Below are 13,655 nucleotides of genomic sequence, written 5' to 3' on the forward strand. Positions count from 1 at the left end.
CGCTGGTCATCAAGAGAATTCACGACCGCCGGTACGGCATCCGGTGGCTTCAGGTCACGGGAGCAGCGGCAGCCGCCACAGTGGTGCGCCAGGTTCGAGGAACCACAGCCGCGTCGCGGTCAGGCGCAGAATCCGGAGCGCTCCGGTCATCATGAGTACCGCCAGTGGCAGTTCGATCAGCACCGCGGTCACCAATGGCACCGCCGAATCGTCGCCGAAATCCGATGTCATGACGTCGAACCAGGCGTCGCACACCAACAGCACCCCGGTGGTGAACGCGGTGAGCAGCACCAGTTGACGACGCAACCAGCCCAGCACGGCGGTCGTGGCCATGAAGGCGACGAGCAGACCGTCGAACCCGATCCAGGTGGCCGGCCAGTTGTGCGCCGTATAGCTGTCCGGAAGCGTGAATCCGAGGTAGATGACCCACGGGATCAGCACGATGCAGCTGCCGGTCATCAACGTCAGACGGATGCGCCGCATTTTTCTGGCCATGGCAGGCGGAAACACTTCATCCAGCGGACGCTGCAATCGCATGATCAGGTCGTGCCGCTGAGCCGGTGTCATCGCGGCGATGGCGGCGTCTGCCAACCCGTTATCCATGGCCTCGATACTGCCGAACGTGAAGCCGGAGGCCTAGCGCAGCCGCAGCCCACGCGGAGTGCGGGAGAAACCGGCGCCCGCGAGCGCCGCGTGCACCTGCGCCTGCTCGGCGTCGGGGGTAGGGGCCAATACCGGCTCCCCGTTGACCTTTTCGATCAGCAGCGACTGCAAGCGCCCCGCACTCACCAGGTCCGCCAGCGCGCCGGCCGCCGCACGTTGTTGATCCGGGGTCGCGTCGAACGACAACAACGACTTTCCGCCGCGTTCCAGGAACCACACCAACTCGCCGTCGACCAATGCCACCAGCGCGCCCGCCTTGCGACCTGGCCGATGCCCGGCCACCTCGGGCCACGGGAGCGCGACGCCGTAGGGGTTTGCGGGATCGGTGGCGGCCAGCACGATGGCGGTGTAGTCAGGGCTGCTCTGGTCGACGTTGTCGAGATAGTTACGCAGCCGGTCCACGGTCGAGGCCACGGCGAACTGCGCGCCGCCAAGCGATTCGATGAAATACCCGCGCTGGCAGCGACCCGCTTCCTCGAAGGCGGTGAGCACTTTGTACAACGAGGCGAAGCCGCCGGACAGGCCGTCGGCGGCGCCGCGAGTGACGACGCCGTAGCGGTTCAGCAGCAGCTCGGCCTGAAAGTGTGCCCGCATGGTGGATTCCGGTTCGGCGGGTGGCAGTGCCGACCACCGGCCGGCGACGGTCGGGTCGACGGTGCGGGCCTGCGGCCGGGCGACGCTGTAGCGACTGAGCCGTGGCGGGCGCTGCTGCCGCTGGCGATGCGCGCCGCCGGGTTTGCGCCCCGCGTTGCCCAGGAGCGCACGTATTGGGGCGAAGGTGTCGCCGGTGATCCAGCCGGCCCAGATCAGTTCCCACAGCGCCTGTTTCGCGTCGGTGCTGTCTTCGGGCGCCAGTTGCCGGAAGAAGTACGCGCCACCGTTACCCAGGGTGTCGAGCAGCTCGCGATGCGTGTCGGTGAATTCGATCTCCGTACCGGGCGCCAGGGACAGCGGCGCGGTGTCGGCCCGATGGAAGACGACCCACCCGTCGCTGCCGGCGATCTGTCCCGCCCCCGACCAGGTGACCTCACCGGAGGCCAGCAGTTCGTCGAGCATCGCCGGTTGGTAGTCCGACACGCGCTGACCGAACACGAGCGGCTCGACCGCCGACGCCGGAATCGGCACGCCGGCAAGCTGTTCGATGACCGATGCCAGGCCGTCGATGCCGCGGGCGTCGCCGAACTGCTGCCAGGCGGGCAGGAACCGCGCGTATGCGGCCGTGCTGACCGGTTCGATCTGGGCCCGCAGCGCGGCCAGCGACCGGCGCCGCAGAATCTTCAGCACCGTGGTGTCACACCACTGTTGATCGACGCTGTCCGGAATGTCGGTGAACTCACCACGAATGAGCTTGCCGTCCAACACCATCCGGCTCAGGGCATCGGCCGTCACCCGGTGGCCCAGGCCGAACCTGGCGGCCGCCTGAGTCGTGGTGAACGGCCCGTTGGTCCGGGCGTAGCGGCCGAGCAGTTCGCCGAGCGGATCGGACACGGCAGCGGTGAAACTGGCCGGCACGCCGACCGGCACCGCGACCCCGAGGCCGTCGCGCAGCAGTCCCATGTCTTCGACCGCGGCCCACCAGCTCTGCCCGGCGAAGGTCACCGCGATCGCGCGTTTGGCGGCTTGCAGGGTGGCGCACCAGGCCTCGACATCACTTGCGGTGCAACGCTGCCGGAGTTCCTCGGTGCTCAGCGGTCCGAGCAGCCGCAGGAGGTCGGCGATGCCCTCGGCGTCGCGGGCCGCCCGGTCCTCGGCCAGGTGCTGTAGCTGCCTGATGGTGGCTGCCACCACGTCGGGTTCGAGCAGCTCGCGCAGTTCCACCCGGCCCAGCAGCTCGGCCAGCAGGGTGGCATCCAAAGACAGTGCGGCAGCGCGGCGTTCGGCGAGCGGGCTGTCGCCTTCGTACATGAACGCGCCGACGTAGCCGAACAACAACGACGCGGCGAACGGTGACGGGGTGGCGGTCTGCACGTCGAGCATCCGGATCTGGCGCTGCGCGACGCGTCGCATCAACTCGGTGAGCATCGGGACGTCGTAGACGTCCTGCAGGCATTCCCGCACGGTCTCCAGCACGATCGGGAAATCCGGGTATTTGCGCGCGATGTCCAGCAGCTGGGCGGCCCGCTGCCGCTGATGCCACAGCGGCGACCGCTTGCCGGGATGACGCCGCGGCAGCAGCAGCGCCCGTGCGGCACACTCGCGGAAGCGGGAGGCGAACAGCGCCGACCCGCCGACCTCGGCCGTGACGATGGACTCGATCTCGTCGGCGTCGAACACGAAAATGTCTGCGCCGGGCGGGGTTTCCCCGGTGTCGGGCAGCCGCAGCACGATGCCGTCGTCGGATGCGGTGGGCTTCTCGTCGATGCCGTACCGCTCCATGATCCGGCGGCCGACGGCCAGCGCCAGCGGCCCGTGTACCCGCAGCCCGTAGGGGGAATGCAGGACGATCCGCCAATCGCCGAGCTCATCGCGGAACCGTTCCACCACGAAGGTGGTGTCGGTCGGTACGGTGCCGGTGGCCTGTCGCTGCTCGTCCAGCAGTTGCCACAGATTGTCTGTGGCGTAGCCGTTGAAACCCATTGTGCTGCAGTACTCGTCGAAGTCGGCGCGCGACAGTCCGGCCAGTTTCCCGGTGAAGGCACCGATAGCGGCACCCAGCTCGGCGGGACGGCCGACGGCGTCGCCGCGCCAGAACGGCAACCGCGCGGGCTGGCCGGGTGCGGGCAGGACCAGTACCCGGTCATGGGTGATCTCGGTGATCCGCCAGCTGGTGGCACCCAGGGAGATGACGTCGCCAGGGCGCGACTCGTAGACCATCTCCTCATCGAGTTCGCCTACCCGCGAGGGCTTTTCGTCGCCGGTGGCCAGGTAGACGGTGAACATGCCGCGGTCCGGGATCGCGCCGCCGGAGGTGACGGCCAGTCGCTGCGCGCCGGGGCGAGCGGTCAGGGTTCCGGTGTCGCGGTCGTAGACCAGCCGCGGCCGTAGCTCCGCGAACTCGGTGGACGGGTACTTGCCGGCCAGCAGATCCATTGTCGCTTCGAAGGCGCTGCGCGGCAACGCGGCGAACGGCGCGCTGCGGCGGACGGCGTCGAACCACCGGTCGGCGTCGAGCGGCTCGAGAGCGGCTGCCGCGACGGTGTGCTGGGCCAGCACGTCGAGGGGATTGGTGGGTACCTGCAGGGTTTCGATCTCGCCGGCGCGCATCCGCTGCACGGTGACCGCGCAGTTGATCAGGTCGATCCGGTGCTTGGGCAGCAGCACGCCCTCGGAGATCTCGCCGACCTGGTGACCGGCGCGGCCGATGCGCTGCAGGCCGCTGGCCACCGACGGTGGCGCTTCGACCTGGATGACCAGATCGACCGCACCCATGTCGATGCCGAGTTCGAGGCTCGAGGTGGCCACCACGGCTTTGAGTCGGCCGCTCTTGAGGTCGTCTTCGACCTGGGCGCGGGCCTCCTTGCTGACCGATCCGTGGTGAGCCTTGGCGAGCAGACTCGGTGCGCCGAAGGTCTGGCCGCTGGCCATGATGGTGGCGGGCGCGCCGCCACCGATCTGCGGGTTGCGTTCGTTGGGCAGCTCGATGCCGGAGCGGGCGGCGTGAATCTCGTTGAGCCGCGCGGTGAGCCGTTCGGCCAGCCGCCGGGAGTTGGTGAACACCAGGGATGAATTGTGCGACTCGATGAGGTCGACGATGCGTTCCTCGACATCGGGCCAGATGGTGCCGCCGTCGAGGTTGGCCATGTCGGGCACCGGAACCTCGACGGTGAGGTCGAAGGTCTTGGCGGCCGGTGGTTTGACGATGGTGGTGGGGGCTGCGCCCGACAGGAAACGGGCCACCTCCTCGGGTGGTTTGACGGTGGCGGACAGGCCGATCCGCTGCGCCGGCGCCGCGGTCAGCTGGTCCAGCCGCTCCAGCGAAAGCGCCAGGTGTGCACCACGTTTGGTGGCCGCGACCGCGTGCACCTCGTCGACGATGACGGTACGCACCGTCGCCAGCGTCTCGCGGGCCGCCGACGTCAACATGAGGAACAGCGACTCGGGTGTGGTGATCAGGATGTCCGGCGGTTTGGCGATCAGCTGGCGGCGCTGCGCCGGGGAGGTGTCGCCCGACCGCACACCCACGGTGATCTTGGGCGCCGGCGTGCCCAGGCGCTCGGCCACCCGTGTGATGCCGGTGAGCGGCGTGGACAGGTTGCGTTCGACGTCGACCGCGAGGGCCTTCAACGGCGAGACGTACAGCACGCGGGTGCCCTTGCCGTCGGGCTCCTGCGCCAGCTGGTCGATCGCCCAGAGGAACGCCGCCAGCGTCTTGCCGGACCCGGTGGGGGCGATGACCAGTGTGTTGTGCCCGTCGGCAATGGCTTGCCAGGCCTGCGCCTGAGCCGGGGTGGGCGTGCTGAAGGCAGCCGAGAACCACTCCCGGGTCAGGTCACTGAACCGGGCCATCGGGTCGATGGGTGCCACGGCTCCATACTGCCTGGTGGGTACGACACGTTGCGCCGTCCGCCTGAATCACTGGTTCAGGGTGCGCTGATATCGGCGCATGCCGGCGATCCAGCGGTCGCAATCGGCGCCCTTGTGCCGGTACATCTCCAGCACCTCGGGGTGCGGCAGGACCAGGAACGTGCCGTCCTCGATCGCCTGGACCACCAGCGCGGCAACGTCATCGGGCCCGACGACGTTGCCGGCGTGGGTGACGGCGTTGCCGGCGACCCGAATCGCGGCGTCGGGGGAGTCGGTCATCCCGCGCAGCAGCGGGGTGTCCACGCCCATCGGGCAGACGCAGCTCACGCCGATGCCCTGGTCGCCGTACGTGATGGTCAGCCACTCCGCGAAGCCGACCGCGGCGTGCTTGGTCACGCTGTACCCGGCCGCGCCGAGTTGGGTGAGCAGGCCGGCGGCCGAAGCCACGGCGACGAAATGTCCGGTGCCGCGCTCAACCCATTCGGGCACAACAGCTTTGGCGGCGCGGATGTGCGCGCGCAGGTTGATGTCGATGATGCGGTCCCAGGCGGCTTCGTCGTCGCCCAGTCCCGGTTCCCCGGTGATACCGGCGTTGGCGACGTAGATGTCCACCGGCCCGTACGCCTCGCGGGCCGCGTCGAGCAGCGCGGCGATGCCAGCCACCGACGACGCGTCGGCGCCGACGCCGACACCCCCGAAGCCCGCGGCCGTATCGGCGGCGGCTTCGGCGTTGATATCGCCGGCCACCACGGATGCACCCGCGGCGGCCAGCGCCGTCGCGATGGACCTGCCGATGCCCGAGCCTGCCCCGGTGACCACGGCCACCGCACCTTCGATCTTCACGGGCTCATGTCTACCGCATCGTGGGCTCAGCCGAACTGAACTCCTTGAGCCAGGGGCAGATCGGACGAGTAGTTGACGGTGTTGGTGGCCCGGCGCATGTAGGCCTGCCAGGAATCCGAGCCGGATTCGCGACCGCCGCCTGTCTGCTTCTCGCCGCCGAACGCCCCGCCGATCTCCGCGCCCGAGGTACCGATGTTGACGTTGGCGATGCCGCAATCGGACCCGTCGGCGGCCATGAACCGCTCGGCCTCCCGGATGTCGGTCGTGAAGATCGCCGACGAAAGGCCCTGCGGCACCGCATTGTTGAGGGCGATGGCTTCTTCGAGGGTGTCGTAGGTCAGCACGTACAGGATGGGCGCGAACGTCTCCTGGTGCACGATGGCCGTCTGCCCGGGCATCCTGACCACCGCCGGTGTGACGTAGTAGGAGCTGGGGTGCAGTTGCACCCGCTCGCCACCGGTGACCTCGCCGCCTTCGGCGCGGGCCTGCTCCAGCGCGCCCACCATGTCGCGGTAGGACCGCTCATGGATCAGCGGCCCGATCAGCGTGCGGTCGGCGGAAGGGTCGCCCACCGGAAGGCTCTGGTACGCGGTGACGATGCGCTGCACCAACGTGTCGGCCACGCTGCGGTGGGCGATGACCCTGCGCAGCGTGGTGCACCGCTGGCCGGCGGTGCCGGCCGCGGCGAACACGATGCCCCGCACCGCCAGGTCCAGGTCAGCCGACGGCGTGACGATGGTCGCGTTGTTGCCGCCGAGCTCCAACAGCACCTTCCCGAATCGCTGGGCCACGCGCGGGCCGATCTGCTGACCCATCCGCACCGAGCCCGTCGCACTCAGCAGCGCGACGCGGGGATCGTCGACCAACTGCTCGCCGATCTCGCGGCCGCCCAATACCAACCGCGACACCGCGTCGGGCGCCCCGACATCGGCCGCGGCGCGCTCCAGCAGCGCCTGACAGGCGATGGCGGTCAGCGGGGTCAGCTCGGAGGGCTTCCACACCACGGTGTCGCCGCACACCAATGCGATGGCGGTGTTCCAGGCCCACACGGCAACGGGGAAGTTGAACGCGGTGATGACGCCGACGACCCCGAGCGGATGCCAGTTCTCCATGAGCCGGTGCCCGGGGCGTTCGGAGGCGATCGTCTTGCCGTAGAGCTGTCGGGACAGGCCGACCGCGAACTGGCAGACGTCGATCATCTCCTGCACCTCGCCGAGGGCTTCAGAGGTGATCTTGCCGGCCTCGATGGTCACCAGGGTGCCCAGATCGGCCTTGTGCTCGATGAGCAGCTCGCCCAGGCGGGCCACGAGCGCGCCGCGCACCGGTGCCGGGGTGGTGCGCCACGTGGAGAAGGCCTGTGCCGCTTCGGCGATCGCGGCATCCGTCTCGTCGCGCGTGCTCTCCGTGATGGTGAACAGGACCTCACCGGTGATGGGCGTGCTGGCGTGCAAGCCCTGGGCGCCGGGTTCGCCCAGGGCGACGTGCGCTCCCACGGCCTGTAGCGCGGTTCGCACGCGGTCCCGGAGCTGATCGGCGGTGGGTAGGAGAGTCTGCACTTGGGGCTGAAGGGGAGTCATGATGCCGCTTTCTCGTAGAGGTCGTAAGGGTCATGGATGTGATGGCCGATGGCGCCGGCCATCCAGTCGAGGCTGTAGTGGGCGGGGTCGGCGACCGCGTCGCTGGCTCGCGTCTCGCTGTCGAGATTCGAGCGGAAGATGCCTGCCGCGGACGCCGGTAGGAAGTCCTCGTAGACAACGGGTTTCGCGGGATCGCCGGCGCGGTAGTAGGCCAGGCCCTGAGCCGCCATCTCGGCGTCGGTGGCCGGGAAGTACCGGTCCCAGTGTTCGCGGTCGGCCATGGCGGCGTCGTAGCGCTCCCGGCCCGCGCGGGTCAGCGCCACCCCGCGTGCCTCGACCTCGCCGAAGCGCACCCGCAGACTCCCGTCGAACACGGTGCCGTCCGGGGCACGGAACGTACGCGGCTCGGCCAGGGCCCGAAACGACGTCTGCCGCAACAGGACCGGCGGTCCGTCGGTGCGGGGCGGCCCCTGGATCGCATCGATCATGGTGATACCGAGGGCCGTCATCCGGCGGTACAGCTCATCGATGTCGAGCACGCGCGGCGTCAGGTGATTGATGTGGGTGGTGCTGACACCGGCGATGTCTGCGGCGACGGCGGAGATGTCGCTGAGCTCGTCGTACCAGGCCTGGTCGATCGGTGTGTGGGACAACGAGAACGCCGCGGCGCAGCGGCGGACGAACTCGCCGGCATCGGCCGTCGGGCAGCCGTCGACGGCGATGCGGCGGGCCTGCGCGATCAATGCCGGGTCGAACAGCTGACGCTGCCCGACGAACCGTTGTACGCGCGTCCGCAGGTCGTGGGCGAAGAAGCGGGCGTCCTCGGTGGCCAGCATCGAGGTGAAGACCCGAAACGGGTTGCGGTCCAGCTCGTCTGCCTCGATGGGGCGGAACGCGGTGGAGACCACTGGCACGGGCGAGGCGGCCTCGCGCAGGTCGTAGAAGCCGACCGGGTACATGCCGAAAGCCGCGAAAAGGTCTGCGACGTCGGCGAGTTCGGCCCGGCTGCCGACCCGGATCGCGCCGTGCCGTTCCGCAGTGACCCGGTCGAGAGAACCGAGCCGGCCGTCGGTGACGCAGTCCCGGTTCACGGCCGTGCTGACGTCCACGAGGGTGGTGTAGGCCGGTACTTCGGCGCCGTACATCCGCGACAGCGCAGCGGCGAACGCGGCGCGCAGCTCCCACGTCTGAACCGTCATGGCTGCGCCTGGGGGTAATCTCCGGCCATGGCCGAAGCGGAGCTTGACGACGTCGATCGAATCCTGGTGCGGGAGCTGATAGCCGACGGCCGGACGACGCTGGCGCACCTGGCGACGGCGGCGGGCCTGTCGGTGTCGGCGGTGCAGTCACGGGTGCGCAGGCTGGAATCTCGCGGCGTGATCATCGGGTACACCGCGCGGATCAACCCCGAGGCCGTCGGCCACATGCTGTCTGCGTTCGTTGCGATCACCCCACTCGATCCTTCCCAACCCGATGATGCCCCGGCGCGGCTGCAGCACTTCCCCGAAATCGAGTCCTGCCATTCGGTGGCCGGTGAGGAGAGCTACGTGCTGGTGGTGCGTGTTGCCTCGGCGCGGGCGCTGGAAGGCCTGCTGCAGCGGATCCGGACCGTCGCCAACGTTCGCACGCGAAGCACCATCATCTTACAGACTTTTTACGATGATCAAGTGTCGCTACCGGAATAGTTCCTGTTTAGGGTCGCGCAAACTGTAAATATTGCGTTAGGATGGCGGCATGACCGCTGTTCTGACTTCTTCTGACGGGCTGTCGGCCGGCAGCGCGCGTGACGTCCGTGACGTACTGGGGCGCAGCATCCTGACCGACGGTTTGGACCTCGTCCTCGATCTCGACCGGTCCGGTGGCTCTTATCTCGTCGACGCGCGTGACGGCAGCCGGTACCTCGACATGTTCACGTTCTTCGCGTCGTCGGCGCTGGGGATGAACCATCCGGCGCTGACCGACTCGGCCTTCCGTGCCGAACTGGCGCAGGCGGCGGTGAACAAGCCGAGCAACTCGGATGTGTACTCCGTGCCGATGGCGCGCTTCGTGCAGACGTTCGCGCGCGTGCTGGGTGACCCGGCGCTGCCGCACCTGTTCTTCGTCGACGGCGGTGCGCTGGCGGTGGAGAACGCGCTCAAGGTCGCATTCGACTGGAAGAGCCGGCTCAACGAATCGCGCGGGATCGACCCGGCGCTGGGCACTCGGGTGCTGCACCTGCGCGGCGCCTTCCACGGCCGCAGCGGTTACACCATGTCGCTGACCAACACCGACCCCAACAAGGTGGCCCGCTTCCCGAAGTTCGACTGGCCGCGTATCGATGCGCCGGTGGTGGCCCCGGGCGTGGATATCGTTGCACTGGAAAGGGAATCGCTGCGGCAGGCCCGGGCGGCTTTCGAGGCGTACCCGCACGACATCGCCTGCTTCATCGCCGAGCCCATCCAGGGCGAAGGTGGTGACCGGCACCTGCGGGCCGAGTTCTTCGCCGCAATGCGGGATTTGTGCGTCGAGTACGACGCGCTGTTGATCTTCGACGAGGTGCAGACGGGCGTCGGGATGACCGGAACCCCCTGGGCCTACCAGCAATTGGGCGTCACGCCCGACGTGGTGGCCTTCGGCAAGAAGGCTCAGGTGTGCGGCGTGATGGCGGGCGGCCGCGTGGACGACATCGCCGACAACGTCTTCCGGGTCAGCTCGCGGATCAACTCCACCTGGGGTGGCAACCTCACCGACATGGTGCGGGCCCGCCGCATCCTCGAGGTCATCGAAGCCGACGGGCTGATCGGGAACGCCGTGCGGATGGGGTGGTACCTGGTCGGCCAGCTGCGTTGTCTGGCAAGCGAATTTCCTGATCTGGTACTCGACCCGCGCGGGCGCGGGCTGATGTGCGCGTTCAGCATGCCGTCGGCCGTGCAGCGTGATGAGGCGATCCGGCGGCTCTGGGAGCGACATGTCATCCTGCTGGCCAGTGGCGTCGACTCGGTGCGGTTCCGCCCGGCGCTGACAGTGTCGCGGGTCGAGATCGACGAAGCTGTCCAGGCGGTGCGGGAAGTGCTACGGACGCTCTAGGACCTGCTGCCGGATCAACCCGCGGAGCCGAGTCAGCTCGGTGCCGCTGACCAGGGTGCAGTCGTGCAGTTCGGCCAATTTCCGTGCGGCTGCGGTGAAATCGTTGTTGGTGACCACCATGGTGTGCGCGCAGTCCTGCATGGGAGCGCCGGCGACCACCTCCTGGACGGCACCGGGGCCCACGGGCCGGGACAATCTCTTGCATTGAATGGCAAGGCGATTGGGCCGTGTCCCGACGATCAGATCGACGCCCCAGTCCCCGGACAGCTCGGTCATGATGACGGGCACGCCGCAGGACCGGGCGATACGTGCGATGTAGTCCTCGAATTCGGTGCCGGACATGTCGTGCACGGGGTCCTCGCGGCGGCTCGGGGTGCGCATTCCGGCGACGACGTGCGGGACGGCGGCGAGCAGTAACGGGACGCCGACGGCCACGGCCAGCGCCGGTGGCCACGTCCAGCCGTGCAGATACGCCGCGCCGCCGGCGAACAGCCCTGCCGCGCCCAAGAGTTTCATCCGCACGCCAGAATCGTAGCCCGCGGATTTCGGGCGAAATGCTCTGTGCCGGTGGGCAAGCAGGTCAGCTGGACCGGCCTGGCGCCGGTGCCTGCGGCACCGTGACCGGGGCCTTGGTCGGCGGCGGGGTGTCGCCCTGATTCGGTGACACGCTGGCCGTCCAGCTGCAGTGCGGATACGGCTCGTGCGCCGGGTCCCAGGCATAGCCACCACCGTTGTCGATGCAGCAGCTGGTGAAGCTCTTGACTCCCTCTTTCATGCAGGCCAGGTAGCCGTTCCGATCAGCGGAGGCAATTGGTGCACCGGCCACGGCAATGCAGGCGATGGCGGCTGGGATTGAAACGATGATGCGCGCTGGGGAAGTCATGGCGGACTCCTGGGGGTGGATGGCGCAGATTTGAGTGTTTGCTGTGTTGTACCTCGACAACTGCTGAGTGTAGACGCCGTCGGTCCGGGGCGGAGACCAATCAGGTCTTTACACGACTCGACATGGCTACTACTCTCCGTAGTAGAGGTGATCCGGATGACTGGTGATTCCAGGAATTGGCAACGTAATTTCGATTGGGCCGCAGGCTTTTTGGCGGTCGCGCTGGTGCTGCACGGCGCCGATCACCTGAGGCGGGGGATGGACGTCATTCCGCCGGCGGTGATGGTGGGCGGCACATTGCAGCTGATCCTCGCGGCCGTGACGATCGCATTGGTGTTCAAGCGGAATAGGTGGGCACCGCTCGCTGCCGTCGGGATCGGCTATGCCGGCGCGGTGGGATTCACTGCGGCACACCTGCTGCCGAAATGGGGAATTCTTTAGCGACAGCTTCATCAATGCCCCGCCGTGGGCGCGGGTGACGACGTTCTCGTGGGTGACCGCGATCCTGGAGATCGCCGCCAACCTGGTTTTCGGCACCGTCGGGCTGATACTGCTGCGCGAACGCGGCGCTGCGCAAACTGCAATCTGAGGGTTGCAGTACGAGCAGGGTTGTGCAACTCTTGAGTTGCACACAACATCGCTCGAAGGGGAATCATGGACACGCTTGACATCACCCGCACCGTCGACATCAACGCTCCGATCCAGCGCGTCTGGGATGCGCTGACGAAAGCCGAGCTCATCGCGCAATGGTTCGGCGACGAAGCGGAACTCGAGGCGATCCCGGGTGGCACCGGGTTCTTCGGTTGGAACGCCCACGGCAAGTTCCGGGTCGTGGTCGAAAGCGCCGACGCGCCACACACCCTGGTCTATCGGTGGGCGCACCGCGAGGCAGATGCCGATCCGACTCCCGAGAACTCCACCGTCGTGCGCTTCGAGCTGACCGAGATCGAGGGCGGCACTCGACTTGACCTGTGCGAGACGGGCTTTGAGAACCTGGCCGACCCGCAGACCGCGCAGGCCGAGAACACCGGTGGCTGGGCGGCCGAACTCGACGACCTGGTGGAATACCTGCGAGTGTCGGTGTGACCGACACCCACATGCCGGCGGTGTTGGCGGTGCTCGCCGACGAGACCCGGTGGCGGATCCTGACCGAGTTGGGGGCCGATGACCTGTCCGCGAGCGCACTGGCGGGCCGGTTGCCGGTGAGTCGGCAGGCCATCGCCAAGCATTTGACGGTGCTGGCCGACGCGGGGTTGGTCGAGCCCGTCAAAGTGGGCAGGGAGATTCGCTACCGGGCGCTGGGTGCCAAGCTCAGCGCGCTGGGCAACGAGCTGGAAACCATTGGCAGGCAATGGGATCGGCGACTGGCCGCGATCAAGCGGATTGCCGAGGGGCCGCTGGCGCCCTAGCGTCGGGCGAGCGCATACTGGGGTTGGCGGTGATATCGATGCTCAGTCCGACAACTGACCAGTTCCGCGACGACGATCCCAGCGTGCATGAGGCCGCGCGATTCGGTCTGGTGATGGGGAGCCTCGGGGTCGGGTTCATGGTGCTGGCCGCCGTCTGGGTCCGGCACTGCCACGGGATTGATACGACGGCATGCACCTGGGTGTATTCAAAGCCGTACCGAACCGTGCTGGCACTGGCCGGTCCGCTGGTCCTGTTCGGCAGCGGCGTGTGGGCCTTCGTCCGAACCTATCGGGCCTGGCGCGACAATCAGGTCTGGTGGGCCTGGCAGGGCGCCGGATGGTTCCTGTTGCTGCTGATGTCCATCGTGTTGACGATGAGCCTGCCGGTGCTGCTGTTCGCTTGAGGTTGTTCGGCGCGACTTCCTAGCCAAGCATCGCGGCGGCGAAGCGGCGCACGGACTCGACCCCCGTGGCGGCGGCTTCATCGAACCCGGCGCGGGTGCGGACGGAAATCTCCCGCGTGGCGGGGTCCAGAGTGATCTCGGCGAGCAGCTCGCCGGTCGTCGGCTCGCACACCGCCCACGAGTACAACGTGTCGGATTCCCATTGCGCCGCGCGGGTTTCCACGTGATCGGGGGAGTGCTCGCCCAAATCCGCCAGGGACGGCCGGTCGTCCATCCGGTCGTCGGCGCGCAGGGCGCGCAGATACCAGGCGCCGGCATTGATCTCGATGGCTTCCATAAGAAAAAA

Annotated in this window: 14 protein-coding genes; 6 read left to right on the top strand and 8 right to left on the bottom strand. The window is 68.1% G+C overall.

The window, feature by feature from the left end; translation table 11 throughout:
* Positions 1–54 precede the first annotated feature (54 nt).
* From ACNO8X_RS11040 to ACNO8X_RS11060, 5 genes are all read right to left on the bottom strand, one after another.
* On the bottom strand, positions 55–603 hold the full coding sequence (locus tag ACNO8X_RS11040; RefSeq protein WP_418005317.1) for a hypothetical protein: 549 nt from the start codon (positions 601–603) through the stop codon (positions 55–57).
* A 33-nt stretch (positions 604–636) separates the two neighbouring features.
* Positions 637–5,109, bottom strand: coding sequence for an ATP-dependent helicase (locus tag ACNO8X_RS11045; RefSeq protein WP_418005854.1), 4,473 nt, complete (start codon positions 5,107–5,109; stop codon positions 637–639).
* A gap of 66 nt (positions 5,110–5,175) precedes the next feature.
* Positions 5,176–5,970 carry an SDR family oxidoreductase gene (locus tag ACNO8X_RS11050; protein ID WP_418005318.1) on the bottom strand — a complete coding sequence of 265 codons (795 nt, stop codon included), beginning with the start codon at positions 5,968–5,970 and terminating at the stop codon, positions 5,176–5,178.
* A gap of 26 nt (positions 5,971–5,996) precedes the next feature.
* On the bottom strand, positions 5,997–7,547 hold the full coding sequence (locus tag ACNO8X_RS11055; protein ID WP_418005319.1) for an aldehyde dehydrogenase family protein: 1,551 nt from the start codon (positions 7,545–7,547) through the stop codon (positions 5,997–5,999).
* On the bottom strand, positions 7,544–8,746 hold the full coding sequence (locus ACNO8X_RS11060) for a 2-oxoadipate dioxygenase/decarboxylase family protein (protein WP_418005320.1): 1,203 nt from the start codon (positions 8,744–8,746) through the stop codon (positions 7,544–7,546). The genes ACNO8X_RS11055 and ACNO8X_RS11060 overlap by 4 nt, the downstream gene beginning before the upstream one ends.
* Positions 8,747–8,773: 27 nt before the next feature.
* Here ACNO8X_RS11060 and ACNO8X_RS11065 point away from each other — a divergent pair, with 27 nt between their 5' ends.
* Together ACNO8X_RS11065 and lat are read left to right on the top strand one after the other, a co-directional pair.
* Complete coding sequence (locus ACNO8X_RS11065) at positions 8,774–9,232, top strand: Lrp/AsnC family transcriptional regulator (RefSeq protein WP_418005321.1); 459 nt, start codon at positions 8,774–8,776, stop codon at positions 9,230–9,232.
* Positions 9,233–9,281: 49 nt separating this feature from the next.
* Positions 9,282–10,613: an L-lysine 6-transaminase gene (lat, locus tag ACNO8X_RS11070; protein WP_418005322.1), complete on the top strand. Its 1,332-nt coding sequence runs from the start codon at positions 9,282–9,284 to the stop codon at positions 10,611–10,613.
* Here lat and ACNO8X_RS11075 read toward each other — a convergent pair.
* On the bottom strand, positions 10,599–11,129 hold the full coding sequence (locus tag ACNO8X_RS11075; RefSeq protein ID WP_418005855.1) for a restriction endonuclease: 531 nt from the start codon (positions 11,127–11,129) through the stop codon (positions 10,599–10,601). The two genes, lat and ACNO8X_RS11075, sit on opposite strands and share 15 nt — an antisense overlap.
* Positions 11,130–11,193: 64 nt before the next feature.
* The gene (locus ACNO8X_RS11080; RefSeq protein WP_418005323.1) at positions 11,194–11,496 is read right to left on the bottom strand and encodes a hypothetical protein; all 303 of its coding nucleotides are present in this window, start codon (positions 11,494–11,496) and stop codon (positions 11,194–11,196) included.
* A 156-nt stretch (positions 11,497–11,652) separates the two neighbouring features.
* Here ACNO8X_RS11080 and ACNO8X_RS11085 point away from each other — a divergent pair, with 156 nt between their 5' ends.
* The 4 genes from ACNO8X_RS11085 (at position 11,653) to ACNO8X_RS11100 (ending at position 13,309) form a co-directional block, all read left to right on the top strand.
* Positions 11,653–11,937 (top strand): hypothetical protein, encoded by a 285-nt coding sequence (locus ACNO8X_RS11085; RefSeq protein WP_418005324.1) that lies wholly within the window; start codon positions 11,653–11,655, stop codon positions 11,935–11,937.
* Positions 11,938–12,150: 213 nt separating this feature from the next.
* Complete coding sequence (locus ACNO8X_RS11090; protein ID WP_418005325.1) at positions 12,151–12,582, top strand: SRPBCC domain-containing protein; 432 nt, start codon at positions 12,151–12,153, stop codon at positions 12,580–12,582.
* Positions 12,583–12,593: 11 nt separating this feature from the next.
* Positions 12,594–12,905, top strand: a complete 312-nt coding sequence (locus ACNO8X_RS11095; protein WP_043392868.1) for an ArsR/SmtB family transcription factor — start codon at positions 12,594–12,596, stop codon at positions 12,903–12,905.
* A 38-nt stretch (positions 12,906–12,943) separates the two neighbouring features.
* A complete protein-coding gene (locus ACNO8X_RS11100) occupies positions 12,944–13,309 on the top strand; it encodes a hypothetical protein (protein WP_418005326.1) in 366 nt (121 codons plus the stop codon).
* A gap of 19 nt (positions 13,310–13,328) precedes the next feature.
* Here the strand turns inward: ACNO8X_RS11100 and ACNO8X_RS11105 are convergent, their stop codons facing one another.
* Positions 13,329–13,646 (bottom strand): hypothetical protein, encoded by a 318-nt coding sequence (locus ACNO8X_RS11105; RefSeq protein ID WP_226519216.1) that lies wholly within the window; start codon positions 13,644–13,646, stop codon positions 13,329–13,331.
* Positions 13,647–13,655 lie beyond the last annotated feature (9 nt).

Origin of the sequence: Mycobacterium sp. PDNC021, from assembly GCF_048282635.1 — a bacterium.
Classification (GTDB): Bacteria; Actinomycetota; Actinomycetes; order Mycobacteriales; family Mycobacteriaceae; genus Mycobacterium; species Mycobacterium llatzerense.